The organism is Planococcus koreensis (assembly GCF_004761975.1).
In the GTDB taxonomy this organism is placed as follows: Bacteria; Bacillota; Bacilli; order Bacillales_A; family Planococcaceae; genus Planococcus; species Planococcus koreensis.
Genome location: NZ_RQII01000026.1, coordinates 37,951 through 64,691, shown reverse-complemented (window position 1 = coordinate 64,691; position 26,741 = coordinate 37,951). Strand labels below are relative to the sequence as shown.

28 protein-coding genes and 2 pseudogenes are annotated in these 26,741 nt (G+C 51.1%); 20 read left to right on the top strand and 10 right to left on the bottom strand.

Annotated elements, in window-relative coordinates; translation table 11 throughout:
* Positions 1 to 186 (bottom strand): annotated as a pseudogene (locus EGV91_RS17250) (glucose-1-phosphate adenylyltransferase); the annotation flags it as partial.
* Between the two features lie 43 nt (positions 187 to 229).
* Between EGV91_RS17250 and EGV91_RS06505 the strand changes: the two are divergent.
* The 7 genes and pseudogenes from EGV91_RS06505 to EGV91_RS06475 all read left to right on the top strand — a co-directional run.
* Positions 230 to 484: pseudogene (locus EGV91_RS06505) on the top strand (glycoside hydrolase family 3 C-terminal domain-containing protein); the annotation flags it as partial.
* A gap of 20 nt (positions 485 to 504) precedes the next feature.
* Positions 505 to 1,761 carry an exo-beta-N-acetylmuramidase NamZ family protein gene (locus EGV91_RS06500; RefSeq protein WP_135501862.1) on the top strand — a complete coding sequence of 419 codons (1,257 nt, stop codon included), beginning with the start codon at positions 505 to 507 and terminating at the stop codon, positions 1,759 to 1,761.
* A 782-nt stretch (positions 1,762 to 2,543) separates the two neighbouring features.
* Positions 2,544 to 4,451, top strand: a complete 1,908-nt coding sequence (gene nagE, locus EGV91_RS06495; RefSeq protein ID WP_135501860.1) for an N-acetylglucosamine-specific PTS transporter subunit IIBC — start codon at positions 2,544 to 2,546, stop codon at positions 4,449 to 4,451.
* 64 nt (positions 4,452 to 4,515) lie between these two features.
* Positions 4,516 to 5,685 (top strand): N-acetylglucosamine-6-phosphate deacetylase, encoded by a 1,170-nt coding sequence (nagA, locus tag EGV91_RS06490; RefSeq protein WP_135501858.1) that lies wholly within the window; start codon positions 4,516 to 4,518, stop codon positions 5,683 to 5,685.
* Positions 5,682 to 6,422, top strand: coding sequence for a glucosamine-6-phosphate deaminase (gene nagB / locus EGV91_RS06485; protein WP_135501856.1), 741 nt, complete (start codon positions 5,682 to 5,684; stop codon positions 6,420 to 6,422). The genes nagA and nagB overlap by 4 nt, the downstream gene beginning before the upstream one ends.
* A 5-nt stretch (positions 6,423 to 6,427) precedes the next feature.
* Complete coding sequence (locus EGV91_RS06480) at positions 6,428 to 7,150, top strand: GntR family transcriptional regulator (protein WP_135501870.1); 723 nt, start codon at positions 6,428 to 6,430, stop codon at positions 7,148 to 7,150.
* Positions 7,151 to 7,193: 43 nt separating this feature from the next.
* Positions 7,194 to 7,928, top strand: a complete 735-nt coding sequence (locus tag EGV91_RS06475) for an SIS domain-containing protein (RefSeq protein WP_135501854.1) — start codon at positions 7,194 to 7,196, stop codon at positions 7,926 to 7,928.
* An 86-nt stretch (positions 7,929 to 8,014) separates the two neighbouring features.
* Here the strand turns inward: EGV91_RS06475 and EGV91_RS06470 are convergent, their stop codons facing one another.
* Positions 8,015 to 8,593: a YdhK family protein gene (locus EGV91_RS06470; RefSeq protein WP_135501852.1), complete on the bottom strand. Its 579-nt coding sequence runs from the start codon at positions 8,591 to 8,593 to the stop codon at positions 8,015 to 8,017.
* A gap of 138 nt (positions 8,594 to 8,731) precedes the next feature.
* Between EGV91_RS06470 and EGV91_RS06465 the strand changes: the two genes are divergently transcribed.
* The 7 genes from EGV91_RS06465 to EGV91_RS06435 all read left to right on the top strand — a co-directional run bounded on the left by EGV91_RS06465 (position 8,732) and on the right by EGV91_RS06435 (position 15,565).
* On the top strand, positions 8,732 to 9,688 hold the full coding sequence (locus EGV91_RS06465) for a F510_1955 family glycosylhydrolase (protein ID WP_241666121.1): 957 nt from the start codon (positions 8,732 to 8,734) through the stop codon (positions 9,686 to 9,688).
* 36 nt (positions 9,689 to 9,724) lie between these two features.
* A complete protein-coding gene (locus EGV91_RS06460) occupies positions 9,725 to 11,131 on the top strand; it encodes a sensor histidine kinase (RefSeq protein ID WP_135501850.1) in 1,407 nt (468 codons plus the stop codon).
* Complete coding sequence (locus tag EGV91_RS06455; protein ID WP_175580276.1) at positions 11,106 to 11,780, top strand: response regulator transcription factor; 675 nt, start codon at positions 11,106 to 11,108, stop codon at positions 11,778 to 11,780. The genes EGV91_RS06460 and EGV91_RS06455 overlap by 26 nt, the downstream gene beginning before the upstream one ends.
* A 117-nt stretch (positions 11,781 to 11,897) precedes the next feature.
* Positions 11,898 to 12,869, top strand: a complete 972-nt coding sequence (locus tag EGV91_RS06450) for a YncE family protein (protein WP_135501848.1) — start codon at positions 11,898 to 11,900, stop codon at positions 12,867 to 12,869.
* Positions 12,850 to 13,527, top strand: a complete 678-nt coding sequence (locus EGV91_RS06445; protein ID WP_135501846.1) for a response regulator transcription factor — start codon at positions 12,850 to 12,852, stop codon at positions 13,525 to 13,527. Before EGV91_RS06450 ends, EGV91_RS06445 begins: the two co-directional genes overlap by 20 nt.
* Entirely contained in the window at positions 13,524 to 14,912 is a 1,389-nt protein-coding gene (locus tag EGV91_RS06440) for a sensor histidine kinase (RefSeq protein WP_135501843.1), read from the top strand. Before EGV91_RS06445 ends, EGV91_RS06440 begins: the two co-directional genes overlap by 4 nt.
* Positions 14,913 to 15,016: 104 nt before the next feature.
* A complete protein-coding gene (locus EGV91_RS06435) occupies positions 15,017 to 15,565 on the top strand; it encodes a FixH family protein (protein ID WP_158290583.1) in 549 nt (182 codons plus the stop codon).
* Between the two features lie 506 nt (positions 15,566 to 16,071).
* Here EGV91_RS06435 and EGV91_RS06430 read toward each other — a convergent pair.
* The 4 genes from EGV91_RS06430 to EGV91_RS06415 form a co-directional block, all read right to left on the bottom strand.
* On the bottom strand, positions 16,072 to 16,398 hold the full coding sequence (locus EGV91_RS06430) for a four-helix bundle copper-binding protein (protein ID WP_135501839.1): 327 nt from the start codon (positions 16,396 to 16,398) through the stop codon (positions 16,072 to 16,074).
* A gap of 105 nt (positions 16,399 to 16,503) precedes the next feature.
* Positions 16,504 to 16,740 (bottom strand): SHOCT domain-containing protein, encoded by a 237-nt coding sequence (locus tag EGV91_RS06425; protein WP_135501837.1) that lies wholly within the window; start codon positions 16,738 to 16,740, stop codon positions 16,504 to 16,506.
* A gap of 32 nt (positions 16,741 to 16,772) precedes the next feature.
* On the bottom strand, positions 16,773 to 17,033 hold the full coding sequence (locus EGV91_RS06420; RefSeq protein ID WP_135501835.1) for an SHOCT domain-containing protein: 261 nt from the start codon (positions 17,031 to 17,033) through the stop codon (positions 16,773 to 16,775).
* Positions 17,034 to 17,047: 14 nt separating this feature from the next.
* Complete coding sequence (locus EGV91_RS06415) at positions 17,048 to 17,332, bottom strand: hypothetical protein (protein ID WP_175580275.1); 285 nt, start codon at positions 17,330 to 17,332, stop codon at positions 17,048 to 17,050.
* Between the two features lie 209 nt (positions 17,333 to 17,541).
* Here EGV91_RS06415 and EGV91_RS06410 point away from each other — a divergent pair, with 209 nt between their 5' ends.
* On the top strand, positions 17,542 to 18,087 hold the full coding sequence (locus tag EGV91_RS06410; RefSeq protein ID WP_135501833.1) for a GNAT family N-acetyltransferase: 546 nt from the start codon (positions 17,542 to 17,544) through the stop codon (positions 18,085 to 18,087).
* A 70-nt stretch (positions 18,088 to 18,157) separates the two neighbouring features.
* Here the strand turns inward: EGV91_RS06410 and EGV91_RS06405 are convergent, their stop codons facing one another.
* Positions 18,158 to 18,343 carry a CsbD family protein gene (locus EGV91_RS06405; RefSeq protein WP_135501831.1) on the bottom strand — a complete coding sequence of 62 codons (186 nt, stop codon included), beginning with the start codon at positions 18,341 to 18,343 and terminating at the stop codon, positions 18,158 to 18,160.
* 103 nt (positions 18,344 to 18,446) lie between these two features.
* Between EGV91_RS06405 and EGV91_RS06400 the strand changes: the two genes are divergently transcribed.
* Entirely contained in the window at positions 18,447 to 19,058 is a 612-nt protein-coding gene (locus tag EGV91_RS06400) for a 3'-5' exonuclease (RefSeq protein WP_135501828.1), read from the top strand.
* A 40-nt stretch (positions 19,059 to 19,098) separates the two neighbouring features.
* On the opposite strand, the gene EGV91_RS06395 is transcribed toward EGV91_RS06400, so the two are convergent.
* Complete coding sequence (locus EGV91_RS06395; RefSeq protein WP_135501826.1) at positions 19,099 to 19,899, bottom strand: metallophosphoesterase; 801 nt, start codon at positions 19,897 to 19,899, stop codon at positions 19,099 to 19,101.
* Positions 19,900 to 20,152: 253 nt separating this feature from the next.
* Here EGV91_RS06395 and EGV91_RS06390 point away from each other — a divergent pair, with 253 nt between their 5' ends.
* From EGV91_RS06390 to EGV91_RS06380, 3 genes are read left to right on the top strand one after another with little or no spacing between them, the layout of a single operon-like run.
* Positions 20,153 to 20,878 (top strand): ABC transporter ATP-binding protein, encoded by a 726-nt coding sequence (locus tag EGV91_RS06390; protein WP_135501824.1) that lies wholly within the window; start codon positions 20,153 to 20,155, stop codon positions 20,876 to 20,878.
* On the top strand, positions 20,875 to 21,903 hold the full coding sequence (locus tag EGV91_RS06385; protein ID WP_135501822.1) for an ABC transporter permease: 1,029 nt from the start codon (positions 20,875 to 20,877) through the stop codon (positions 21,901 to 21,903). Before EGV91_RS06390 ends, EGV91_RS06385 begins: the two co-directional genes overlap by 4 nt.
* A 15-nt stretch (positions 21,904 to 21,918) precedes the next feature.
* Positions 21,919 to 22,686: a class I SAM-dependent methyltransferase gene (locus tag EGV91_RS06380; RefSeq protein WP_135501820.1), complete on the top strand. Its 768-nt coding sequence runs from the start codon at positions 21,919 to 21,921 to the stop codon at positions 22,684 to 22,686.
* 72 nt (positions 22,687 to 22,758) lie between these two features.
* Here EGV91_RS06380 and EGV91_RS06375 read toward each other — a convergent pair whose 3' ends face one another.
* Positions 22,759 to 23,214 (bottom strand): GNAT family N-acetyltransferase, encoded by a 456-nt coding sequence (locus EGV91_RS06375; RefSeq protein WP_175580274.1) that lies wholly within the window; start codon positions 23,212 to 23,214, stop codon positions 22,759 to 22,761.
* Between the two features lie 22 nt (positions 23,215 to 23,236).
* Entirely contained in the window at positions 23,237 to 23,593 is a 357-nt protein-coding gene (locus tag EGV91_RS06370) for a DUF1801 domain-containing protein (protein ID WP_135501816.1), read from the bottom strand.
* Positions 23,594 to 23,963: 370 nt separating this feature from the next.
* Here EGV91_RS06370 and EGV91_RS06365 point away from each other — a divergent pair, with 370 nt between their 5' ends.
* Entirely contained in the window at positions 23,964 to 26,738 is a 2,775-nt protein-coding gene (locus EGV91_RS06365; protein ID WP_135501814.1) for a sensor domain-containing phosphodiesterase, read from the top strand.
* Positions 26,739 to 26,741 lie beyond the last annotated feature (3 nt).

Here is a 26,741-nt window from a genome sequence, read left to right as displayed (position 1 = left end):
CATCTTTTCACTTTGGTGTAAAATCGGACGTTCCGGCAGAAATAATGCATTGCGTTTTTCCGGCTCCAGCAAATCCATGGATGCTTTGAAATAGCTGTCAATAGAATCAATGACGGCGCAATAGCCCTCGTATTCGTAAACACCGAATTTATAGCTGCTCTTCTTCCTTCTGACACAATCTTCCACGCTGAAGACCTGATTTTGGCGGTAGTTCTTCAAAAACTCAATAATGAAGATGGCGAACCAAATCATCGCCGCAACCGATGCACCGGTCATTGCAGTGGGGATTCAAAACCCGTATGACGTGATGGCGTATCCCGAAGTGGATGCGTATTTGGCGCAATACAGCTTCCGCACGGCGAGTTACGAAGCGATGGCATCGACCATTTTAGGCGAATTGTCGCCAACCGGCAAATTGCCGGTATCGATTCCGGATCTTACAGGCGTCTCGTTGTATGAATATGGACATGGTTTGACATATTAAAGGGACAAGGAGAGATGACATTGAAAAAGTGGATCGTATTTTTATTGACCGCTATGCTGGTTTTATCTTCACTCTCAATTGCATTCGCCAATCATGACAACGGGAACGGCAAATCGAAAGACCGCGGCAAAGGCAAAAAAGAACCATTTGCCATCGGGGTGGAAGTGTTGCTGGAAGACCAGAAACACTTGATCGAAGGGAAAAACGTCGGGTTGATCACCAATCCGACTGGTGTCGATCAGGAACTGAACAGCATCGTGGACCTGCTCCACAACGACCCGGAAGTTGAATTGACTGCATTGTACGGGCCCGAACACGGTGTCCGGGGAGATGCACAGGCAGGCCAATACGTGAATTATTACATCGATGAAGTGACCGGCCTTCCGGTTTACAGCCTATACGGCTCTACTCGGAAACCGAGACAGGAAATGCTCGAAGGCGTCGACGTATTATTGTTTGATATCCAAGACGTCGGCACGCGTTTTTACACGTACATCTACACGATGGCGCTTGCCATGGAAGCTGCTAAAGAAAAAGGCATTCCGTTCATCGTGCTCGACCGTCCGAATCCACTTGGCGGCGTCAAAGTGGAAGGGCCGGTGCTTGATCCGGAATTTGCTTCATTCGTCGGCCAGTACGCGATTCCTTTGCGCCATGGCATGACCGTCGGCGAACTCGCTGAATTGTTCAATGAAGAATTCGATATCGATGCCGATTTGACGGTAGTCGAGATGACAGGCTGGGAACGCAATATGTTCTACGATGAGACCGGCATGGAATTCGTCGCCCCATCACCGAACATGCCGACACTCGACACGGCGCTCGCTTATCCAGGAACGGCTTTGATTGAAGGCACGAATGTGTCGGAAGGCAGAGGCACGACCAAACCGTTCGAATTCATCGGTGCACCATTCATCAACAGCACCGAACTCGCAAAAGAACTGAACGCTTTGGAATTGCAGGGCGTCACGTTCCGCGCGGCATCGTTCACACCGGCATTCTCGAAACACAGCGGTAAACTGTCGCACGGCATCCAAGTCCATATCACCGATCGGGACGCTTACTTGCCGGTTGAAACCGGACTTCACATCGTCAAAACCATTTATGACCTGTATCCGGGACAAGTGACTTTGACGCCATTCTTCAACAACCTGATCGGCAACAGCTGGATCAGCCAAGGCATCAAAGACGGCATGTCTGTCGAAGAAATGAAGCAGCAATGGAAAGCTGAACTGAAAGAATTCGAAGAAGTAAGAAAGAATTATTTGCTTTATTGAGGAGAGGGAAGAGCTGCAGGCTTAGGTCTGCAGCTTTTTTTGATGGGTTGTATTTGAGGGATTTAGCTAGTGCCAGTTAAAATCGAAACACTTCATGTTAACCACTGGCTAGGTCATGTTGAATCTTCAGCACTTCATGTTAAGGTCTGGCTAGATCATGTTAACGCCGATTTAGTTCATGTTAACGGACGAACCTGCTGCCACAAACCCCCAGATGGATGCATTTCGCCAAAGCGAAATGCGCAAGTGCTTGAGAAGGAGCCTAACGCAGCCGGCAGCTGTGTTAGGCTCTTCCATTTACGCTCTTGAACTTGGGCTCTGAAGAGAGGATTTCCAGCTAGTGCCGGTTAACTGTCGGCTAATGCGTGTTAATTTCTTTGTTCGTCATGTTAACAACAAATTAATACCTATTAATTTTATAAACCGCTTCGCCTAGCCCATTGATACGCTTTTGCTAAGATATCTCTCGATATGAAGCAAAACAGCGGAGAAAACCGTACTGCTCCTGCATCGCTTCGCTGCTTCGTCGCAAAGACATTGGCCGCGGGAAAGCGAGACAGCCGAGACCCCGCAGGGAGCGAAGCGAGCGAGGAGGCTTGGCGCTCGCCCGCGGCAAGCGCAGCTGTTTTGCGGAATATCGACATTTGAAAATCATTATTCCAATTTATCAAGATATAATGAAAGCGTGTGCATTTATCTGATAAATAATAAATTGGTATAGACATCTATACAAACTATCTCTATAGTAAAAATTAAGACTAAAGAAGAAGAGGTGGATTCATTTGTTCAGTTTTCTGCAGAAAATCGGGAAATCGTTGATGTTCCCAATCGCTACATTGCCTGCAGCAGCTTTGCTGTTGCGCTTTGGCCAGGATGATATGCTTGGCATTCCGTTCTTGTCGGCAGCTGGTGCGGGGATCATCGATAACCTTGCCATCATTTTTGCGATCGGCATCGCTTTCGGACTTGCCCATGACAGCAACGGCGGCGCGGCGCTCGCCGGTGCGATCGCTTATCTCGTATTGACGTCAGCAATCGTCACGATCAACGATTCGATCAATATGGGTGTTTTTGCCGGGATCCTCTCGGGGATTGTCGGCGGGCTATTATACAATAAATTCTACGATGTGAAATTTCCAGCGTGGCTGGCATTCTTCGGCGGCAGGCGCTTCGTGCCGATTATCACCGCGGCTGCAATGACTGTGCTCGCTGGCCTATTCGGCTACGCGTGGCCGCCGATCCAAGGAATCATCGACGGCGCAGGCGATTGGATTTTGAATGCCGGCATGTTCGGCGTAGGAGCTTACGGCTTCTTGAACCGTTTGCTTTTGCCAACGGGCTTGCACCATGTCATCAACACGATTGTCTGGTTCGACTTCGGTACATTCACGGACGCCAACGGAGAAGTTGTGCGCGGCGAGATCAACCGCTTTTTAAAAGGGGACCCGACAGCGGGGCCATTCCTTTCCGGGTTCTTCCCGATCATGATGTTCGGGCTTCCGGCAGCTTGCTTGGCGATTTATGCGACGGCTAAAAAAGAGCGCAAAGCAATCGTCGGCGGGATGCTGTTCAGTATCGCCTTTACTTCGTTCCTGACAGGAATCACGGAACCGATTGAATTCTCGTTCATGTTCTTGTCGCCGGTTCTGTACATCGTACACGCCATGTTGACCGGCGTATCGATGATGGTCGCTTATGCACTGGATATCCATCACGGTTTCGGATTTTCTGCCGGCGCCATCGATTATGTCCTGAACTTCGGGCTGGCCCAAAATCCGTTGATGCTCTTGGTGATGGGTGCCGGAACAGGCGCGATATACTTCGGGATCTTTTATTTCCTCATCATCAAACTGGACCTTAAAACACCGGGCCGAGAAGATGAAGACATGGAAAACGGCAATGCCGATACAGGAAATACAGGCAACGATATCCGTGCGTACCATACGATTGAAGCGCTCGGCGGCAGCAGCAATATTACCGCTGTCGATTATTGCACGACGCGCCTTCGCCTAACGGTCAAAGACGCAGACAAGGTAAGCGAGAAAGACTTGAAGCGCCACGGCGCAATGGGGCTTATGAAAATCAATAAAACGAATGTCCAGGTGGTCATCGGGACAGCCGTTGAATTTTTGGCGGATGCGATGCAGAAGCGTTTGGCCAATGGCAACCCGGCACCCGAAAGCTTGGAAGTGCCTGTGGAAGAAACAACCGCGGCGCCTGAACTTGTGAAAGAACTTCGCATGGGCGATTTCGAGATGCCGATTGATGGAGAAATCATTGAACTTTCTCAAGTGCCGGATAAAGTGTTTGCGAAAGCGATGATGGGGCCAGGTTTCGGAATCATTCCTTCCGGCGGCACACTCCACTCGCCGGTTGATGGCCGTGTAGTGACGTTGTTCCCATCGAAACACGCGATCGGCATTGAAACAGACACAGGAATCGAAATCCTGATCCATGTCGGTTTGGACACCGTAAAATTGAACGGCGAAGGCTTTGAAGCGCTCGTTGAACAAGGGCAGCTGGTGCAGCGCGGCGATGCGCTGTTGAAACTCGACCTTGCGTATCTTGAAGCGAATGCACCTTCGGCAGTGACGCCGATCATCTTCACGAACTTAGCAGGACAAGAATTGGAAATGCTGAAAAAAGGGAAGCAAAACCAAGGCACGGATTCCATCTTGAAAATTCAATAATGATAAGATAAAACCAGGAAACGCATTCGTGACGTTCCTGGTTTTTCGCAAGGAGTGTTAGCAGATGAAGAAAACCATCTTGATTTCAACCATCACCATCGCTGATGCAATGAACGACAGTTTTGTTGGCGACGTTTTTCTGGAGGATGGAAAAATAACGGAAACAGCACCTTCCATATCAAAAGCTGCCGATATCCATATTGATGCAGCCGGCAAGAATTGGACGTTGCTTCCGGGGTTCATTGATGTCCATATTCACGGAGCTGCAGGTTTTGATGTCATGGACGCTACACCGGAAGCGCTGGGCGGCATGGCCGACGTGCTGCCGAAAGAAGGCACGACAAGCTTTTTAGCGACGACGATGACGCAGTCCGATGAGGCGATTTCAGCGGCGCTGCAAAATGCCAGCCGGTTTCAGGCGGGCGATGCACAGGCCGAGATGCTGGGTGTCCATTTGGAAGGGCCTTTCATTTCTGCTAAGCAGCCTGGTGCACAGCCGGTCGAGCATATCACCGCACCATCAACGGCTCTTTTTTCGAAATGGCAAGAGCTCAGCGGCAATCGCATCAAGGTGGTGACGCTTGCTCCGGAAACGGAGGGCGGTTTTGAATTTATTAAAAGGCTGACAGGGGATGGCATTTTGGCGTCGATTGGCCATTCAGACGGCACCTGGCAGGAAATGCAACAGGCACTCGAAGCCGGCGCAAGCCGCGTGACGCATTTATACAACCAGATGAGTGCGTTTCATCACCGGGAGCCGGGAGTAGTCGGAACGGCGTTGCTGGAGGACCGGTTGACTGCCGAAATCATCGCGGACTTCATCCACAGCCATCCGAAATCGGTTGAATTGGCTTATCGCCAAAAAAGGGCGGAACGCCTCGTGCTGATCACTGATGCGATGCGGGCGAAAGGGCTCGAGCCAGGCATTTATGGGCTGGCCGGCCAAGACGTCATCGTCACCGAAACGGATGCGCGCTTGAAAAGTGGTGCGCTGGCCGGCAGTATTTTGACGATGGATGCAGCGGTGAAAAATGTCCGCGCAGCAACTCATTGCACAATCAGCGAGTTGGTGGCCATGACTTCAGCGAATGCCGCAAAAGAACTGGGCTTGGCCAATAAAGGCAGCATCGCCGCAGGAAAAGATGCGGATCTCGTCATTCTTGATGAAAACTTGGATGTTCAGCTGACGATCTGCCGTGGGACAATCGCTTTTGCAAAGGAGGGGCTCATGTGAAAGTGGAAGTAGTTGAAAACTACGATGAAATGAGCAGCCGCGCAGCCGACATCGTGGAAGCGCAGATTTTGCGGAATCCGCGTTCGGTGCTGGGGCTCGCGACGGGTTCTACGCCGCTCGGCCTTTACGACAAGCTGGCGGAAGGGGTCCGGCAGCGGCAACTATCTTATAAGCAAGTGAAAACCATTAATCTGGATGAGTACCGCGGGCTGAACCGCAGCCACCCCAATAGTTACCATAAATTCATGAACGAACATTTATTTGAACACCTGGATATAGATATGCGCCACACCTATCTGCCGGACGGGCAAGCTTCTTCCGTGGAAGAGGAATGCCGCCGCTACGAAGCGCTTATCGACCGGCTTGGCCCGATCCATTTGCAAATTCTCGGGTTGGGCACGAACGGCCATATCGGATTCAATGAACCGGGGACGCCGGAAAACAGCTTGACTCATTGCGTGGAACTGGACGAGTCCACGCGAAAAAACAACGCACGTTTTTTCAGTTCGTTGGAGGAAGTTCCCACCCATGCCATCACGATGGGCATCGCGTCGATTTTGAAAAGCGATAAAATCCTTTTATTGGCATCCGGTAAAAAGAAAGGCGAAGCGGTCAAAAGGCTGTTGGAAAAACAGCCAGGTGAGGAGTTTCCAGCGTCTTTCTTGTGGAAGCACGAAGACGTCACCTTGATCGTGGACCGTGAGGCCTACCAATTGGCGGAAAAGGAAAGGCAGTGAACACGGTGTTAGACAAACAATCACACGTACCGATGTACGTCCAGATAGAAGAAGCATTAAAGCAGCGCATCAACGGCGGCGAATTTCCGATCGGCACAGCGATTCCGTCTGAACGCGATTTGACGGAGCTTTTCGGGGTTAGCCGCATGACCGTGCGCCAGTCAATCACTAATTTGGTGAACGAAGGCCTGCTGCACCGCGAAAAAGGGCGCGGCACGTTTGTCGCCTCGCCGAAAATGGAACAGCCATTGACGGGCTTGACGAGTTTCACGGAAGACATGAAAGCGCGTGGGCTGGTGCCGAGCAATAAAATCATCAACTTCACCAAAGGGCTGCCGGAGCCGGATGTCGCGAACGAACTTCAGCTGGCTGGCGGCGAAGCAGTGTTCACCGTCGAACGCATCCGCTACGCCAACGATAAGCCGATGGCGCTTGAACGAACTTATTTGCCGGTGAAATTGTTTCCGCAATTAAGCGAAAAGGAACTGGCCGGGTCGCTTTACTCGTTAATTGAACAAGAGCAAGGGCTGTCGATCAGCCATGCTTCCCAGCGGATGGAGGCGTCGCTCGTAAAGAAAGAAGAAGCGGACTTGCTTGAAATCGGCATGCCGGCACCGATCCTGATGATCGAACGCGTATCTTATTTATCGAACGGCGTCCCTTTCGAAGTGGTCCGCAGCATGTACCGTGCCGACCGTTATAAATTCATCACCGAAATCCAGCGCTGAAAGAGGAACGATGGAAGCCGCTGGAGGCGAAGGAGGTTTGCTTATGTTAACGAAGTATTTCGATAACGTGCATGAAATGCTGCAGCTTGTTGAAAGCCAGGAAAAAGAAGCGATGGTGCAAGCGGCTGAGAAAGTGGCGGCAGCGATCCAAAACGGCGGAATTGTCCAGTTGTTCGGCTGTGGCCATTCCCATATCCTGACCGAGGAAGTTTTTTACCGGGCTGGCGGCCTCGTGCCGGTCAAACCGATCTTGATCGAACCGCTGATGCTGCACGAAGGCGCAGTGCGTTCTTCTGGACTGGAGCGCAAAAACGGGTATGCAGCAGAGCTGCTCCAACAGGAGGATTTCCGGCCGGAGGATGTGGTATTTGTTTTATCCACTTCCGGACGAAATCCGGTGCCGGTTGATTTTGCGCTCGCCGCTCGCAGCAAAGGCGCATTCTTCATCGGCCTGACGTCACTTGCCTACGCAAACAGCCAGCCCTCGAGGCATGCGGACGGACAACATTTGCATGATGCAGTGGACCTCGTCGTCGATAATCATGCGGTGGCGGGCGATGCCGTCCTCAGCGCGGAAAACGTCCAAGTGCCTTTTGGTCCGACGTCAACCGTCGTGGGGGCTGCCATATTGAACGCCGTCTTCGCTGAAGCCATTCAAAGGATGGCCGACAACGGCTTTGAGCCGCCGGTTTTCCTCAGCGGCAATATCGACGGAGCGGACAGCCACAATAATGCGCTGATTGAAAAATATCACGGCCGGATACCGGCATTGTCGTAATCTGCACCATAAAAAAACACCTTCAGCACCAAGCGCTTGAAATCAGCGCTGGCGTCGAAGGTGTTTTTGATTTGGAGAATAAGGCTTTATTCAGCAGACAATTCGCTTTCGGTCAGCCATTTATGATTCATGACTTCCTCGCCGTCAGCGGTTGTGAAATCGACCATGTAGACAGTCGTTTCCTCCGCGGAATCGATTGTGGCGGTGGCGCCGTTCATGCCTTCCATATGGTCAGCGGTGACAACGGCTTCATCTCCTGCAGCCAGTGGTTCGCTGCCGGCATCTTCAAGCTCTTCGTGGATGACCCATTTATGGTTCTCGACCGGTTCGCCGCCGCCCTCCGGCGTATAAGAGATTGCATAAACGGTCGTATCGAATGCGCCGACAATCGTCGCTTCACTGCCTTCCATGCCCTCCATATGGCCAGCTGTAATGGTCGCGGTGCTGCCTTTCGGATACATCGGATCGGCTGCTTCTTCCAAGCCCATCGGAATGTCGCCGGAACCGGAATGGTCCATGCCGCTATGGTCCCCTCCGCTGCTTTCTTCTGCCGCAGGCGGTTCGGTTTCCTGTGTCATTTGCGGTTCATCTGAATCTCCGCACGCAGCGAGTGTAAGCGCCGCAACGACGGATAACATGGTGATCTGAAACTTGTTTTTTATCATGGAAATCCCTCTCTCGTTGTTGGTCTACTTTCACTATACCCACTGATTATGCAGAATATGTGCAGATGCATCTGCACGGAAAATCGAGAGTTTTCAGCTATAATAGAAGAAACAGAATATGGAGAGGTGGCAATTCGCATGAACAATAAATTATGGATCGCCGTATCCTTAGCCGCTTTATTGGCAGCAGGATGCGGGGCTGAAAACGAAAGTGAACCTGCACCGGCAGAAGATGCAGCAGAAGAAGAGGCGGCACAAGGCAGCCTGGATGCAGAAGATTTCGAAGTGGATTTTGAAGGCACAGTGGAGCACGTCCACGGCATGGGTTATATCGAAGGCGATGGGCTTTATTTCGCATCGCACGAAGGGCTGAAAATCTACCGCGACGGCGAATGGCTTGAAACGGATGGCATGCACAATGATTACATGGGCTTTAACGCGGTGGACCGCGGATTCTACACATCCGGACATCCCGGCCAAGGCTCCGGCATGATGAATCCGATCGGCATCCAGCGCAGCATGGACGGCGGGCGTTCGCTCGAACACATGGGCTTTGAAGGCGAGACCGATTTCCACGCCATGGCGGTTGGCTACCGCAGCCATCACATGTTTGTCATGAACCCGCAGCCGAATTCCGGCATGGGAGCGGGCTTTTTCCGCAGTGAAAACGAAGGCAAAGACTGGAGCGAAGCAGCTGCAGAAGGGCTTGACGGCGACATCTCCTATTTGGCGATGCACCCGGACGATTCGCAAATCATAGCCGCAGCGACATCAACCGGCGTTTACCTGTCCGAAGATGGGGGCGATTCGTTCAAAGCTTTGACGAACGATGGCCAATTCGGTACAGCGCTTACGTTCAGCGAAGATGCGCTGTATTACGCAAGCTATGAAACGGCGTCGGAGCTCGTGGAATACACACTTGAAGGCGGCGGCACAAAGACTTTGCCATTGCCGGAACTGCCGGAGGACGGGGTGCTGTATCTAGCCCAAAAACCGGATGAACTGGCGATTTACACCGTCAAGGGACAGGCTTTCATCTCTGGAAACAAAGGGGAAGAGTGGACGCAAATCATGGAAAACGGCGAAGTGCGATGAACCCAGCGGCAAAGGATTCGCCCTTAAGAGGCGCTTATGTTCAATAAACTATCGCTGAAGATCGGCTTATTGTTTTTCGCGTTCATCTTATTGATCGAAGCGCTGCTGTTCACCGCCTTGTATGTCACACTCGTCAACGAACGCGTCGATGAAGTCATGGCGAGCTTGCTTGCCCGCGGGGAAACGCATAGCGAAGTGCTTGCGGATCATTTCGAGCCGACGACGCTCGAACATGTCGGCATGATGGAGGCGGCGTCTTCTTATATAGTGGTCATCACCGATGAAGCGGGGAGGATCCTCATCAATTCAGATCCGCTCGAACCGGAAATGGTCGATGTGCTGCAGCATACCGATTTTGAAGAAGTGCCGGCAAGCGGCAAAGTGGTCGAAGAAAAATGGGACGACAAGCGCTATATTGCGGCAGATAGCCCCATCACAATCGATGGCGAGCACGCCGGACATGTCTTCATGTTTTCCGGCACAGCAGCAATCGAGCGCATGGTCGGCAATTTGCAGAAGCAATTTCTGGCGGCAGGCGCTATTGCGGTGCTGCTGACAGTCGGTACGGTTTTGATGCTGTCGCGTTTTATCACGCTGCCGCTGATCCGCATGAAAGAAGCCGCGGAGCAGTTGAGCATCGGCAACACAGGCGTTGATTTGTCGACGGACCGCAACGACGAACTGGGTGAGCTGGCGAATGCCATCACCAAATTATCGGTCGACCTCGACCGGCTGAAAAATGCCCGCAATGAGTTCCTGGCGAGTATTTCCCACGAGCTGAGGACGCCGCTCACTTATATAAAAGGCTACGCAGATATCCTGAGCCGGCCGGGAATCCCACAAAAGGAGCGGGAAGAATACATCGCTATCATCCGGGAAGAATCGGCACAGCTGGCAGCGCTAATCGGGAATTTATTCGAATTGGCGAAACTCGACTTGCACCAGTTTGAAATCCGGCGCCAGGACGTAGCCATCGATGAATTGCTGGAGTCGGTCGCGGCATTGGTCAAGCCGGCGTTCAGGGAAGGCCGAATTTCCTTGTCGGTAGCGTGTGAGCCCGGCCTTCGTGCCTTCTGGGATCCCGACCGCATCCAGCAAGTGCTGTTGAACATTCTGGACAACGCACGGAAACATTCGGCTGCGGGTTCTCGGGTCTCTGTGGACTGCAGGCAAGAAGGCGATGAAATCGTCATCCGCATCAGCGACGAAGGTGAAGGCATCCCGTCAGAAAGTGTGCCCTATGTTTTCGAACGTCTTTACCGCGCCGAGAAATCGCGGTCGCGCGAAAACGGCGGGTCTGGACTTGGCCTTGCTATTGCCAAGGAAATCGTCGAATCACACGGCGGGCGGATCGATCTGAAAAGCGAACAAGGCAAAGGAACGGATGTCATTGTCCGGCTGGAAAGAGGGGAAAGCGATGCGCAAAGTATTGTTGGTGGATGATGAAAAACGCATGCTCGATTTGGTGGCGCTGTATTTGAAGCCGCATGGCTACGCCTGCCTGAAAGCACAGAGCGGCAAAGAGGCAATCAGGCTGCTCGAAGAAGAGCTCGTGGATCTGGTGATCCTCGATATCATGATGCCGGAAATGGATGGCTGGGATGTCTGCCGCGAAATCCGGCGCTTTTCAAATGTGCCGATCATTATGCTGACGGCGCGTGAGCAACAGGAAGACATCGTGAAGGGTCTGCGGCTCGGTGCCGATGATTATTTGGTCAAGCCATTCGGCGAAGAAGAGCTGCTTGCGCGCATGGAAGCCTTGCTGCGCCGTGCAGCACCGGCTAAACGGTTGGAAGTGGGTGGTTTGGTGTGGGACGAAGAGCGCTTTGAATTGGCTTACCACGGCCACATCATCCGGCTGACTCCGAAAGAATTCGCGATGCTCGGGCTGCTTATGAAAAACCCGGATAAAGTCTACGAACGTTCGCGGCTGCTTGAAATTGTTTGGGGCTTCGATTCGGAAACGGAAGGCCGCACTGTCGATTCGCACGTCCGCAACATCCGCGAAAAAATCCGCCATTCCGGCTTTCCAATCGATGATTATTTCCGCACTGTTTGGGGCATCGGCTATAAATGGGTGAATATGAAATAAGCTGTGCTGCAGATTCTTCTGCAGCGCTTTTTTTTATGGCTTGCCAAAGCGGAATTTCACACGGATTTCGCATTTCCGGTGTATACTTTCCACATGAAACAACAAAGGATGATTGGCATGAAACGCAAAATAGGATTAATGGGCGCAGCAGCGCTCGCTTTGCTGCTCGGGGCGTGCTCCGGGGAAGTGAGCTACAGCTGGCCGGAAGGCGACAATCAGCTGTTCGTCACGCACATCAAAAAACCTGTGCTGACAGTCATCAGCAGCGGAGCGGAGCAAACGGAACTTGAGCTGCCGTTCATTGCATCGGATATGGTCATGGCAGAAGACAAATTGGTGCTCGCGAGCAAAGAAGAAGACAGGCTGTATGCGCTCGATTTGGAAACGCAGAAATTGGAGCCGCTCGGCGATACGGGCGAAGGCATCACAAAACTCCTGTATGGCGGCGGGAATCTGTATGCGGCATATGCAGACTCCAATAAGATTGCACAGATTGCGCTTGAGCCGTTCACCATCAAAAATACAGCTGAAACCGGGCGGCATCCGCATTCAATGGCAATGGACGGCTCGAAGCTGTATGTAACGAATGTCTATGGCCAAACAGTGCAGGCAATCGGAACTGCAACGATGGATGTCGAAGCAACGCTCCAGATTGTTGATCGCCCGAATGGCATCGCCCTGGAAGATGGCAGCGTGATTGTCGGCGGCCACGGCCCCTATGGCCAACTTAACGATAGCGTTTACCGCTACTCGCTGAAAGAAGAAAAAACGGTTCAGAAGGTGGAAACCGGATTGATGCCGATTGAAATCATAAAGGACGGCGGCAACCTCTTCGTGCTGAACCACGGTTCGCATGATGTCGTGAAACTGGACGCTGCCACATTGGAGCTGCAAGGCAAAGTTTCAGTAGGCGACAACCCGTATTACGCTGTCGCATCAGGCGGCAATTTATATGTCAGCAGCATGGACGCTGATACAGTCAGTGAAATTGATATTGAAAGCTTTACCGTAACGAACGAAATTCCGACGGCTGCCGGGCCGCATGCGATGGTGCTGGAGGAGGATACCGATGAAAATACTGGTCATTGATGATGAACAGACAATGCAGCATTTGCTGCGGCTCATGCTGGAAGGAGCGGGCTATGAGGTGTTGACGGCGCCGAGCGGGGAAGAAGGCATCCGGCAAATACGTACGCAAAAAATCGACTTTGTCATTCTCGACGTGCTGATGGGCGGCATGGATGGCTTCGCCGCATGCGCAGAAATCCGCCGTTTCACGCCAGTGCCGATTCTCATGCTGACTGCGATTGCCGGCAGCGAAGCGGACAAAGTGAAAGGGCTGCGGGCAGGAGCCGATGATTACATGGTCAAGCCATTTTCAAAGCAGGAACTGCTCGCCCGTATTGAGGCGATTCTTCGGCGCAGCCAAATGGCAAACGTCCAAGTGGGCAGCGAATGGGTAAATGGCGCACTCGAATTGAACGAAGCGATGCGAACTGTGCGGGTCACGGGCAAGCCGGTGGCATTGACGCGGCGCGAATTCGATTTGCTGGCATTTTTGCTGAGGCACCGCGAACAGGTATTTTCGCGCGAACAATTGATGGAGAAACTTTGGGGGGAACAGGCTTATAACGTCACGACGCGGACGGTCGACACCCACATCAAAACGCTGCGCATCAAGCTCGGTGAAGCCGGCAGCGCAATCGAAACCGTCTGGGGTTTGGGCTATAAGCTGGTGAAACGATGAAGCCATACCGTTCTGTTGCAACAAAGTTATGGCTCTTGTTCGCTGGTATTTCTGTTGCCGGTGTCGTTCTCTTGATGTTCGTCGCCTATTCGGTTTATGACGCGGTATACGTCGATGCGGAACGCGAACAATTACACGAACTGGCGGAAGCATTGCGCGGTGCTTATTTGGCCGGTGACGAAGAAAAGCTGGAAGGCATTATCGGCTTTCTGGAAGATTCCGGCCTCGACGCACTGGCAATCGATGACCCAATGGTGCTTGGCGCAGCGCTGCCGCTCCAGGCACCTGAAGGGGATGTCATCATTAATTTCGAGGAACGGGAACAGCTTGCGCAAGGAGAGGCTGTAGTCATTGAGCGGCGCAATGCGTATGTCGATGCAGATTTGATCGGCGTAGCGCTGCCGGTGATCGAGTCGGGGAATTTGCGGGCAATCGTCTTCGCCTACCGGCCGGTATCGGAACTCAGCCAGGCCTTCATGAATGTGCTGCCAATCCTAGCGGTGTCCGGCTTGCTTGCGCTAGCAGCGCTTTATGCCATCCGGCGGCGCATCCAGAAAGAATTCATCGGGCCGGTCGTGAAACTGCGGAACGCTTCTGACGCCATGGCAAAAGGGCGCTTCGAAGGCGCCGTAAAGCCTGGCGTACACAATGAAGTCGGCGACCTTGGCCAGTCATTCAGCGCGATGGCGGCGTCCATCCGTGAAGAAGATGAGAAGAAACGCGAATTTCTGCAGAATTTGTCTCATGAATTACGGACCCCGCTCAGCTATATGAAAGGCTATAGCGAATTGCTGCAGCAGCCGGATGCCGACTACCGGAACATAGCGGCTATTTTGTATCGTGAATCGGAACGCATGGAACGGATGGTCAGCCAGATCCTGGACTTGAGCAAACTGGAAGGCGGCAATGAGGAAATGGCATATGAGCTCTTAGCGCTGAGTGAAATCGCGCTGTCGGCAATCGATAACACGGCAGTGAAATGGCGGGGCAAGCACCAGCGCTTAGAAGCCGACCTCGATGAGGAACTGCTCGTGTACGGCGATGAAGACCGATTGCTGCAGGTGCTGGTCAATTTGCTCGACAACGCCATTGCTTATACGCCGCAGGGCGGTTCGATTGCTGTAAGCCTGCGGAAAGAAGGCGAAGAAGCAGTGCTCGAAGTGAACGACAATGGGCCGGGGATCCCGGAACAGCATCTGCCGCACGTGGCGGAGCGGTTCTACCGCGTCGAAAAAGGGCGCACCCGGGCTGGCGGCGGGGCAGGCATCGGCCTGTCAATCGTCAAAGGGATCGCTGAAATGCACGGCGGCTGCTTGGAAGTAGAGTCGTCCGAAAGCGGCGGAACGTGCGTCCAAGTTCGGCTGCCGATGGCAGTGATCAGTTGACGAGTTGTTGGAAAATTTTTATTTCGGAAATTTCACAGTCGTTTCACAATTGCCCATTAAGCTGAATCCATTGGAATAATCTCAGGTTAATGGAGGGTTTATTGATGAAGAAATTGATGGTGATAGGCGCGTTGGGATTGATGCTCGCAGGCTGCGGCATGGAAGAGGAAAGCGTGGACAACGCTTCGGCCGCTGAACAAGAGGTGCAGGAATTGGAAGTCGAAGTCCTGACCGAAGCTAAGGGCGAAACGGGCGAATGGACGCTTGAAGCCTATGTATCGCAGGGCAGCGAAGCAGTGAACGACGCGGATGAAGTGAAGTTCGAAGTATTCGAGGCTGGCAAGAAGGACGATAGCGTGAAAACGGATTATACGGATGTGAAAGACGGCGTCTATTCGGTCAAGCACACATTCCAGCAAGACGGCGTCTATTATTTCATCCCGCACGTAACAGCGCGCGGCTTGCATACGATGCCGACGCAGCAAGTGCTTGTTGGAGATGTGACAGCGGAAGAAATCCAAGCAGCTGAAGAAGCGATGGCTGAAGCGAAAGCCCAAATGATGGACAACAAGGAGTCTGGCATGGAAGGCATGAAAGAAAGCGAAGGCACGAAAGACGGCATGGAAAACAGCGAAGGCCATAGCGGCCACTGAGCGACAACTAGATGAATGCACAAGCCCCCCCTCCTGGATCAGGAGGGGGCGAGCTTATTGAGAAAGGTAAATCTTTTTTTCGATGGAGCCGATATTCCGCAAAACAGCTTCGCTTGCCGCGGGCGAGCGCCAAGCCTCCTCAGTCGCTTCGCTCCCTGCGGGGTCTCGGCTGTCTCGCTTTCCCGCAGGCGTCTCCGCTGTTTTGCTCCATATCTGAAGAACAGGAAAGAAACTGCAGAAAGTGTATCTTTCATGTTCTTCAGTAAAAGAAATAACTCGCTATTAAGAAATACTTTGGAATGAAGCGGAAGGCGGCGACTCCAGCGGGCGCAGCGCAGCGACCTGAGCTGAAGGCCCCGCAGGAGCGTTAGCGACGAGGAGACTGAAGCCAGGCCCGCGGAAAGCGTCCGCCTGAAGCGAAATGCAAAACAATCATCTAAGTTTCTCGACAGTCAAGAGACCCCCTACTGAATCAGTAGGGGGTCTCTTGTGTTGAAAATTAAGGATTATGCTGCGTTTCTGCAAGCTTCTGCACATTTCATGCAAGCTTCCGCACAGCGCTGGCAATGGTCGTGGTCATGTTTTTGGCATTCTGTCCCGCATGCTTCACAAATAGCTGCGCAAGCTTTCGCCAATTCGGAAACGAATGGTGAATTGCGCGTAATGGCATGTTCCAAATACGCGCAGATGTCCGCGCATTCACGGTCTAGGCGGATGCAATCTACCATCATCTTGACGTCGTCTTCTTTTAGGCACGCGTCGAAGCAATGATTGCAGGCCTCCGCGCAGTCGTGCAATATTTTGATCATTTCTGCATGTTGTTCATGAGCCATTCCTATAACCTCCATTTCAGATTTTACTGCTCTCCTTTTCTGCTTTCCCCAAGCTCAGAAGTCTAAACGGAAAGGGGCCAACTCCTTGGAATCTGCACAGTTTTATTATCCTTCCGGCGGCCTTTTGCGCCTGCTATCGAGTTCCTGCAGGCGCTGCCGATATTCTTCTGCGCTGATTTCTCCTTTGGCAAAGCGGTCATCCAGCTTTTTTTCAGCAGTGCCCAAAGAGCCGATGCTGCGCTGCCTTGCGTAAATCGCCACAGCGCTAATGGCTGCAACCAGGATGAGCACAATAAGGAGAATCATGAAAAATGAAATCCGTACGCCTTCTGTTTCTGCCATCGCATTCTGCTCCTTTCTGAAAAGCTTCCTTGCTAATCACGTTTGCCGCCCTCAAGTTCCAACAGCCGCTCCCGGAATTCTTCCGTGCCGATTTCTCCCCGCGCATAGCGTTCCTTCAGCAGTTCAATTGCCCGGCTTGAGGGGGGAACCGGTCCTTCAGCGGTATTTCTCCGGCTGAAAGCAACAATCATCCAAATGGCCAAAGCCAGAAAAATAAGCAGGACAATTAGACCGAATGCCATCCCCATCCACATCATGGGATTGGAAGCCGAATTCGAACCGTAATTCCACATTGCATTCACCTCCGTTATTCTTTCTTATGGCTCTTAAGCGAAAGGTGCCGCCTGGCGTCGTCATGCAATTCGCGCATTCCGCAACGGTATTGTTCTTCGGTGATTTCCCCATTGCTGAATTGCTCTTTTAAAAGCCGCGCCACAAAATGCGAATAATTCACTTTCTCCATCGCAGAACCGATGCGCCTTGTATAAAAAACCAACAGGACAGCAAGCACCAACAAGGCAATGTGAATCAGGAGCAGCCACCCGTAGCGGGGGTCTTCCCGCATAAAGACGACAAAGCCGAGATAAGCCATTGCAGTCGTCTCCTTTCCGCAGAGTTTGGGATCATGGATTATTCTTGCTTAAATCGGTGACACTGAAAGTGAATATCAATTACCCATAGTGTACAACATAATAGATGGAATATTCTAATTATTAAGAAGGAGAATGTTTATTTCATGAAAAAGCCTCAACTAATAAAGGATATGCTACGATATACCATAAAAAGAGAGGGGAATGACCTATGTTTATACATAAAATTGACAATGACTTGTCATTGAAACTTGTGGACTTGGGAGACGCACCACGGATTTTTGAACTGACCGACAACTCTCGCGACCATTTGAAAGAATGGCTGCCATGGCTCGATTACACGACCGAATTAAAAGACACGGAAGATTTCATCAAAGCGGGAAGAGGCAATTATGCAGAAGGCAAAACCTTGAATGCCGCAATTTTATACAATGGGGAAATTGTTGGCATCGGAGGATTCAATAACATCAATCCGGCCAATAAGACCGCGTATATCGGCTATTGGCTGGGACAGGATTATCAAGGCAAGGGCATCATGACGCGTGTGGCGCATGCGCTGACGGATTATGCGCTGACAGAGTTAAAGCTCAATAAAGTGGAAATCCGCGCAGCGGTCGGCAATGCGAAAAGCCGGAGCATACCGGAGCGCCTCGGCTATGTCGAGGAAGGCACCATCCGCCGAGCGGAATTGCTTTACGGGCAGTATGTCGATCATGTGGTTTATGGCATGCTCGCTGAAGAATGGCAGGGAAAATAGAAGCGTTTTACTGAAGAGCAGACATGAAAAGTCCCCTGGCACACTATGTGCCAGGGGATTCTTGATATGCTTATTTATTGAAATCTTTTTTGAAGTCGCCGACTTTATCTTGGATATCGCCTTTGGCTTTGTCTTTTTTGCCTTCTGCTTGGAGTCTTGTATCATCCGTAGCGTTGCCGACTTGGTCTTTCAGTTCGCCTTTGCCTTTGCTGACTGCGCCTTTTAATTTATCTCCGAATCCTTTGTCTTCTGCCATGATGAATTCCTCCTTATAATTGTGTTACTGATTATATAACCTGAAAAAGGAAAAGTTAAACGTTTTTCGGTACAATAGAAAGAGTAGAAAAAGGAGGGACAGCATGGATAAACGAGATCCCAATCAAATTATCGACCAGAAACTAAGGGAAACCCGGCCGCCGTGGCGCGGAAGACAAGCACCGGCGCAGCCCAAAAAATATAAGCCCAGCATGAAGACTGTGGAGAATTACGTCGTCCTCGATTTTGAAACGACTGGCCTGAAAGCGGGAAGCGATAAAATCATCCAGATTGGCGCCGTGAAATACATCGGCCATAACCGGGAAGATACGATGTATTTATTGATCAATCCGGAACGCCATATTTCCAGCACGATTACACGGATCACTGGCATCACCAATGCAGACGTCCAGGAAGCGCCGGTCATCGAAGAAGTGGCGCATGAATTGATCGCGTTCATCGAAGGCTTGCCGATTATCGCGCATAACGCGCCATTCGATATGGGCTTTTTGTACGCGCTGGAAGAAATCACGCCGATTCCGGAATACACCGTCATTGATACGGTTCGCCTGGCGCGGAAAGCGATTACTGAAACACCGAACCATAAACTGACGACGCTGTCAGCATTTCTTGAACTTGAACACAACGCCCATGACGCGCTTGGCGATTGCTTAGCGACAGCGGCTATTTACCAATTCTGTGTTTCCAGGCTTTAAACTGAATCAGCCTCCGGCAATTGCGCCGGAGGCTGATTTTTTAGATTTCCACGATTTTGATAGCTGAAAAAATCTCCTCTTTGGGGGAATCGGCATGCCATTCGGAAGGGTAATAGCCGAGCGGGTTGCAAATCACTTCGATGCCTTCATGCCAGTCGTGGTAGCGCAAATGGATATGGCCGAAGATGTATTTTTTCACGCCGTATTTCAGCGCCAGTTCGCCGTAGCGCACACTGCCCATCATCGCATTGAAAAAATCCCAGCTGCCGATATTTTTGACGCGCAAGTAATGGTGGAACGGGATGACATGCGTCACCATGATGATATTTTTGCCTTCATGCTGCTGGAGCCAGCCTTCGAGCTTTGCCAGCGAAATGCCGGTTTCCTCGATATCAGAACGCGGCCAATGTGCGTGTCGCATATCCGGCCAATGGTAATCCTTATAGACGCCGGCTGCAAATTCCGCTTCGGTGTGCCCATCGACGCCAAACGAATAATCGTACCAGCCGCCATCGCCAATGATTACCCAGCCGCCGAGTTCGACAGGCCCATTGCCTAAATTGCCGGGAAACGCCAATAGTTTATCATAGGCTGCCTGTGAATCAGCGGCGTAAATATCGTGGTTGCCGTTGACAAACAGCAGCCGGATGTCGGGCACAGCTGCCTGCAATCCTTCCAAAAGTTCCAGCGCCTTGTCCGGCTCGCCAGCAATATCACCGGCGATGATAAACACATCCGGCCGGTGGACCGTCAGCCATTGCTCGATCAACGCCATGATATCTGCACCGGTCTTCTTGCGGTTCAATTCTTCATGAATGTCCGACAACACTGCAATCTTCACATGAGGCTCCCCCTTTGTCTCGCAGCTGAAAATAAGGTTTGCTATGGTTTTGCTTAAGCTTTTGTAAAAAGTATAACGCAATTGTCATAACTAATAAACAATTCCGAAAAATTAAGCCGACCTTCTATTATTTGCAAAAAAAACATGTAGAATGAAATTTAAGAAGCGGGTATATAAAACGCTCCGGCTGGAGAGGCTAAAGCCTTGCAGTGAAAATGCAAAACTTCATTTTTTATGGAATGGGGGTTTATCAATGGAGCAGGCAGTTGAAATAGAAGGCGTCAGCAAATCTTTCGGCAAGAAGGAAGTGCTGTCGGACATCAGTTTTTTAATCGGTGAAGGGATGATTTACGGCTTGATTGGCCCATCGGGTTCGGGCAAGACGACGCTGGTCAAAATGATTGTGGGCATCGCGGCGCCGGATGCAGGTGCGATCCGAATCTTTGGCGTCAATGTGCCGAACCTTGAATTGCTGGAGAAGGTAGGGTATATGGCGCAAGCGGATGCGCTTTATACGGAACTGACGGGCAAAGAGAATTTGGATTTTTTCGCGTCGTTGTACCCGATGAAAAACGCGGCACGGAAGAAACGCATCGCCTACGCTGCGGGCATCGTCAATTTGACCGCTGAACTAGGCAAGCGCGTATCGGCTTATTCGGGCGGCATGAAACGGCGCTTGTCACTGGCTATTGCGCTGGTCCACAATCCGAAATTGCTGATTCTGGATGAGCCGACTGTCGGCATGGATCCTGAATTGAGGCTGTCGGTGTGGACGGAATTGCTGCACTTGAAAAAGGAGCATGGGAAAACGATTATCATTACGACGCATGTCATGGACGAAGCCGAGCGCTGCGACATCGTTTCGCTCGTCAGGGAAGGCCGGATCCTCGCGACCGGCACGCCAACCGAGTTGAAGCAAGCTTACGGGGCAAAGGATCTCGAGGAAGTTTTCCTGAAAGCCGGAAGGGAGAACCGATGAGGATTCTGGCGATCGTCAAGCGCATCATCAAACAATTGCTGAGGGACCGGCGCACGCTTGCGCTGCTGTTTTTTGCACCGCTGATTATTTTGACGCTTATGTATTTTTTCTTTAACGGCGAAACGGAAGAGCTTGTGCTCGGCACAGTCAATGTGGATGTCTGGTTCACTGCTGCGCTCGAAGAAAGCGGAGTCCACGTCATCCCGTATGAGGAGGCGGGCCGTAAAACGGTCATCGACGATGAATTGGATGGTTTGCTGCTGGTTTCGAACGGCGAGATGTCGCTGGTTTTATTGAACGAAGAGCCTTCCGCTTCAAAAGCGCTGTCGGCGCAAATCCGCACTGCGGCGATGCGTTTGGCAGCAGAGCCTGAGGGAAGGCCTCAGGAAATCGTGGCGCAGTATATATACGGCGGCGAGGACACCGCTTTTTTTGATGTGCTCAGCCCGGTATTGATCGGATTTTTCGTGTTCTTTTTCGTCTTTCTGATATCAGGCATCGGCTTGCTAAAAGAACGGACTTCCGGGACATTGGAGCGGCTGATGGCAACGCCGATCCGCAAAGGGGAATTGCTGGCGGCTTATCTGGCGGGCTTTGGGCTGTTTGCAGTGGTCCAGACCATCATCGTCGTAGCGTTCTCTATTCTTGTGCTCGATGTGGTCGTTGCCGGCTCGGTCTGGCATGTCATCATGATTAACCTGGCGCTGGCATTGGTGGCGCTGTCGCTTGGCATCCTATTGTCAACGTTCGCGGCCACCGAATTTCAGATGGTGCAGTTTATCCCGCTCGTCGTGGTGCCGCAGATTTTCTTCGCGGGCATATTCCCGGTCGAGGGGCTGGCGGATTGGCTGCAGGCGATTGCGAAAGCGATGCCGATTTATTACGCGGCGGAAGCATTAAAGGCGGTCATGTATAAAGGGCTCGGCTTCGACGCCATCAAAGGTGAACTGGCGGCGCTTCTGGCATTTGCCGCCGTGTTCATCACACTGAATCTGCTGGTGCTTAAATCGCATCGGTCGTTATAAAGAGGAGGAAAAGAATTGTTGAGCTATTACAGCAAACTATCATCAGAAGTATATGATCTGGACAAGCCGATCGGCAGTTCGTTCGGCGACATTGAATATTACGCGGAGCGATTGGAAGGTGTGAATGGCAAGATTCTCGAACCGGCTGTCGGCACTGGGCGCATGCTGATTCCGCTGCTCGAAAAAGGGTTTGACGTCGATGGCTTTGATTCGTCGACGGAAATGCTCGAAATCTGCTGGGCCAATTGCGAGGACCGCGGTTTGGACCCGGTCGTCTTTGAAGCATCAATGGAATCATTCGAAAGCGAAACGGATTATCAGGCCATCATCATCTCAACGGGTACGTTCCTGCTCATGCACGAGCGGGACACCTCGGTCCAGGCGCTGCATAATTTTCATCGCCATCTGGCAGACGGCGGCAGGCTGATTGTCGACGTGTCGCTGCCGGGGAATATTGAGCTGGAAAAAACCAATACGCGCAAATGGACCACGCCACACGGTGAAGTGATCACAGTGGAATCGAAAAAAGTGGAAGTCGACTGGCTGAACCAATATTCAATCGGGCAGAACCGCTACGAAAAATGGCGCGATGGCGAGCTCATAGCGTCGGAACTGGAATGGTTCCCGATGCGCTGGTACGGCATCGAAGAGTTCAAAATGCTGCTCGAATACGCCGGCTTCACGGAGGTTACGGTATCGGCCGGTTACCAGTACGGCAAAGCGCCGTCGCGCACCGGGGAAATACTGACTTTCGAAGCGGTCGCGAACAAGCGCGGACTATAGGGATGTATGTCGTGGATATGGAATACAAACAAAAAAGCGTTCAATCCATTTGTGGATTGAACGCCTTTTTTATCATATTGCCACATTTTTCACGACGGCCATTTCTTTGCCGAAGCGATCGCCGTTGTCTTGGAAACCCAAGCTTTCATAGAGGGCGTGGGCGCCAGTGTTTTCAGGGTGGTAGCCGACGGCGATTTTCTGCGCGTCGAGCGATTTCGCCATTTCATCGATCATCAATTTCACTGCAGCTTTGCCGATGCCTTTGCCTTGGTGATTCTTGTCGACCATGATGCGGTAAATCCAGTAACTTCCGAGTTCTTCCAACTCTGAATTGTACATCAGGAATCCGACAATCTGGCTGTCTGTGTAAATGGCATAAGGCTTGAGCGAAGGTTCGAATTTCGATTGTGCGATGGAGACCGCATTTGGTTCCATGTATTGCTCCTGGCCGTCTGCAAGCGTTAAATTGCAGCAATCATACCAATTTGATGCGTTCAATTCTTCAATTTTTACGTTCATACCAATCATTCCTTTTACATTCATGAGCCGCTTATTTCTGGTTGAATTCAATCGCTTCCCAGATCAAGCTTTTAAAAGGCTCTGGTTGGATATCCGATAGTTTATGGATGCGGATGTGGCGCATTTTCGTGCCGTCGCCTTCGAGCAGGTTGCCATAGTCAGGCAATTGCGCGCCTTGATAAAAGCCGAAATTGACGTGGGTTTTGGCAGGCTGTAAATAACACACCAACCCATCGTGCGAATAGCTCGGTTTGGACCATTTGATTTCTTCCGACATCTTATCGGAGGCTTCGAAAATAAGCTCTCTCAACTCAAGTGCCAGTGGTTTTACATGTTCGTCCAAGCCGTCAAAAAATGGATCAGCCAATGGATTATGCAACTCTTTCATCAAATCGCCCCTTTAATTCGTTTTGGGTGAATCCATAACAAACAGCCAGTGCGTATCCGGCTCCATTCCGTTCAACCTCTATCTTACCTGTAAATGAAAACGCTGGATATGGAAAAGGGGAAATGAAAAGTATTTATTGACGGAAAATTTATAACTGTCTATTATCTTTTAAACAGCATTGTCTGCCATTTTACCGCAGCCATTGTTTTAGTAAAATAATATACCTATATTCCATCTAAAATGTGGGTACAAAGTATTCTGATTTTATGGTAAAATTAGTTGAGAAATATTGTAAATTTAAGGTAATTCTTTCGAGATCTGTAAACAGTGAAATCATGCTGGGGAAGCAATAGGAATGGAGAGCGTGTGCATGCAAAAAGAACAAACAAGATACTCGCGACTTGCGCATATTACAAGGCTGATCAATACGAAACTGGAGCTTCGGGAAGTGCTTGAGCACGTTACGGCAGCGATATCAGAAGAAATTGTCCAATGCGATTCGGTCGGTATTTATCTGCCGGAAAGCAATGGCGATTACCGGGGGTATGTAGGAAAGCCGAAATACATCAACGGCACGACGCTTGATATGCATGTCATCGATATGGAGTATGATTTGCTTGCGAAAGAAGTAGTCGAGACCAAAAAAACCATCTATATCCCGGACACTTCAAAAGATACACGCCCGGATCCGCGTGCAGTTGGCGCTTTCAAGATCAAATCGCTGCTTGCACTGCCGATTACGTATGAAGACGAGTTGTTTGGCTTGGTGTTCCTTTTTGATTACGGCATCCCGATGGACTTGAAGGAAGAAGAAATCCAGACGGTTGAAGCGTATGTCAATATGGCGGGCGTCGCCATCCGCAACGCCACGAATTTGACGCGCAAAGAAAATTTGATTGCTGAAAAGCAATTGCTGCTGGATCTGACACGCGACTTGTCGTTGTGTGCGACGATGCAGGAATGCTTGGATAAATGCTTTGCTTATGTCGGTAAAGTGCTCAACAACCCGAACGTCGCCGTCCATCTGCTCGATCCGCTCGCTGGACAGCGCATCAAACCGGCGACAGTAAGCCGCGACAGCGACTGGACAGAAGAAGACTGGCTGGAAACGCATAGCAAACAGGAATTCGACCAAACCAATGATCTTGTGATGCAGGAAGTAGTGCGCACGAAGAAAATGTTGCTTATACCGGATGTCTTTGCGGACAGTAGGCCGAACCATGACGTGTGCACGAATTTCGGCATCAAAGGGATGTTCATGATTCCGCTTGTGGCGATGGGCGAAGTGCTCGGCGCACTGGCAATCGTTGAATTGGAAAAAGAAACGATGTCGCTGTCGGAAGCGGATATGCAATTGGCCCAATCGATTGCCGATGCGACGGCGTCGACTTTGTCGAATTTATTGTATATGGAAAAGCAGGAAGTGATCATCGAAGAGCGGACGTCCGAAATCCGCATCAAGAACAGCGAACTGGAAAAAGTGGTGGCGGAGCTGGAAAGCCTGAGCCGCGAAAAAATGCTGATTTTGAATTCCGCCGGCGAAGGGATTTTCGGTCTGGACCTGCAGGGCAACATCACGTTCTGCAACCCCGCGAGTGCCGCCATGCTCGGCTATGAAAAAGACGAGCTGACCGGAAAATCGTACCGGGTGATTTTCGTAGTCACCGAAGAGAATGGGAGCGACTTGCCGAACTGCACCCCGGATCAGCAGTTCATCAAAAAAAATGGCGAGCATTTTCCAGTGGAATGCGTCATTTCCGAAATCAGGGAAGGCAGCGCAGTGCTTGGTGAGGTTGTGACGTTCAAGGACATCACCGAGCGCAAACTGCTTGAAGAAGAAATCAAATACTTGGCATATTACGATAGCTTGACCGATTTGCCGAACCGCGTGCTGCTGAATGACCGGCTGAACCTTGCGCTGAACGAAGCGCGGAAAAAAGGCCAGAAAATAGCCGTGCTGTATTTGGATTTGGACCGCTTCAAATTGATCAACGACAGTTTGGGGCATAGCTATGGCGACTTGCTGCTGCGTGAAGCGGCCGAGCGTCTGAAAGTGAGCATCCCGCCGAACGCCATCATCTCGAGGCAGGGGGGAGACGAGTTTACCATCATCCTGACCGATGTCAAAGGACAAGAGGACGTTCTGGATGCGCTTGAGCACGTCATGGATGCATTTGCCCATCCATTCCCATTAAAAGGAAATGAAGTTTTCATCAAAACGAGCATCGGCATCAGTATGTTCCCGAAAGACGGCGATACAGCGGAGATGCTCATCAAGCATGCAGATGCAGCGATGTACAAATCAAAAGAAAAATCCGGGACCCATTACCATTTCTTTGAAAGCGAGATGAACCATCGCAATATGGAAAGCATCAAGCTTGAAAACGCGCTTTACAAAGCTCTTGGAAATGACGAATTGGAAATTTACTACCAGCCTCAAATCGACAGTGCAACCGAAGAAATCATCGGTGCCGAAGCCCTTCTTAGGTGGCACCATCCGACTGAAGGCCTCGTTTCGCCCGTGGACTTCATTCCAATTGCGGAAGAAACCGGCTTGATTGTGCCGATCGGCCGCTGGGTGCTGAAAAATGCCTGCAGGCAATTGAAGGATTGGCAGGAGCAGGGGCATAGCCGCATGAGCGTGTCCGTGAACTTGTCCGGCCGCCAGTTCGAAGAAGACAACCTTGTTTCCATGATCGGCGAGACTTTGATGGAATATCGCCTGGCACCTGAATTCCTGCATATCGAATTGACTGAAAACCAAATCATCAAAAACAGTGAAGTGACGATCAAGAAGATGAAAGAGTTGAAAAAGCTGGGTGTCAACATCGCCATCGATGATTTCGGCACCGGCTATTCATCGCTGGGCTATTTAAAGAATTTTCCGATCGATTTTCTGAAAATCGACCGGTCGTTCATCCAGGACATCATCGAGGATGACGATAACGCAGCCATCACCAATACGATCATCACATTGGCCAAGAACTTGAATTTGCAGGTCATCGCGGAAGGCGTCGAAACAATCGAGCAGTTGGAGTTCCTGAAATCGAAAAACTGCTTTATCATGCAGGGCTATTATTTCAGCCGGCCGATTACAGCCGTCGAGCTTGCCGCTAAATATTTCGGAAGAGAGAGAAGAAACTAATCA

Coding starts and splice junctions, on each gene's coding strand:
- EGV91_RS06390 (WP_135501824.1), top strand. CDS start 20,153: ATGGAGCAGGCAGTTGAAATAGAAGGCGTCAGCAAATCTTTCGGCAAG.
- nagA (WP_135501858.1), top strand. CDS start 4,516: ATGAAGAAAACCATCTTGATTTCAACCATCACCATCGCTGATGCAATG.
- EGV91_RS06460 (WP_135501850.1), top strand. CDS start 9,725: ATGTTCAATAAACTATCGCTGAAGATCGGCTTATTGTTTTTCGCGTTC.
- EGV91_RS06465 (WP_241666121.1), top strand. CDS start 8,732: ATGAACAATAAATTATGGATCGCCGTATCCTTAGCCGCTTTATTGGCA.
- EGV91_RS06450 (WP_135501848.1), top strand. CDS start 11,898: ATGAAACGCAAAATAGGATTAATGGGCGCAGCAGCGCTCGCTTTGCTG.
- EGV91_RS06425 (WP_135501837.1), bottom strand. CDS start 16,740: ATGGCAGAAACAGAAGGCGTACGGATTTCATTTTTCATGATTCTCCTT.
- EGV91_RS06375 (WP_175580274.1), bottom strand. CDS start 23,214: ATGATTGGTATGAACGTAAAAATTGAAGAATTGAACGCATCAAATTGG.
- EGV91_RS06405 (WP_135501831.1), bottom strand. CDS start 18,343: ATGGCAGAAGACAAAGGATTCGGAGATAAATTAAAAGGCGCAGTCAGC.
- EGV91_RS06475 (WP_135501854.1), top strand. CDS start 7,194: ATGTTAACGAAGTATTTCGATAACGTGCATGAAATGCTGCAGCTTGTT.
- EGV91_RS06470 (WP_135501852.1), bottom strand. CDS start 8,593: ATGATAAAAAACAAGTTTCAGATCACCATGTTATCCGTCGTTGCGGCG.
- EGV91_RS06410 (WP_135501833.1), top strand. CDS start 17,542: ATGTTTATACATAAAATTGACAATGACTTGTCATTGAAACTTGTGGAC.
- EGV91_RS06370 (WP_135501816.1), bottom strand. CDS start 23,593: ATGAAAGAGTTGCATAATCCATTGGCTGATCCATTTTTTGACGGCTTG.
- EGV91_RS06385 (WP_135501822.1), top strand. CDS start 20,875: ATGAGGATTCTGGCGATCGTCAAGCGCATCATCAAACAATTGCTGAGG.
- EGV91_RS06430 (WP_135501839.1), bottom strand. CDS start 16,398: ATGGCTCATGAACAACATGCAGAAATGATCAAAATATTGCACGACTGC.
- EGV91_RS06455 (WP_175580276.1), top strand. CDS start 11,106: ATGCGCAAAGTATTGTTGGTGGATGATGAAAAACGCATGCTCGATTTG.
- EGV91_RS06445 (WP_135501846.1), top strand. CDS start 12,850: ATGAAAATACTGGTCATTGATGATGAACAGACAATGCAGCATTTGCTG.
- EGV91_RS06435 (WP_158290583.1), top strand. CDS start 15,017: ATGAAGAAATTGATGGTGATAGGCGCGTTGGGATTGATGCTCGCAGGC.
- EGV91_RS06365 (WP_135501814.1), top strand. CDS start 23,964: ATGCAAAAAGAACAAACAAGATACTCGCGACTTGCGCATATTACAAGG.
- EGV91_RS06440 (WP_135501843.1), top strand. CDS start 13,524: ATGAAGCCATACCGTTCTGTTGCAACAAAGTTATGGCTCTTGTTCGCT.
- EGV91_RS06415 (WP_175580275.1), bottom strand. CDS start 17,332: ATGGCTTATCTCGGCTTTGTCGTCTTTATGCGGGAAGACCCCCGCTAC.
- EGV91_RS06420 (WP_135501835.1), bottom strand. CDS start 17,033: ATGTGGAATTACGGTTCGAATTCGGCTTCCAATCCCATGATGTGGATG.
- EGV91_RS06400 (WP_135501828.1), top strand. CDS start 18,447: ATGGATAAACGAGATCCCAATCAAATTATCGACCAGAAACTAAGGGAA.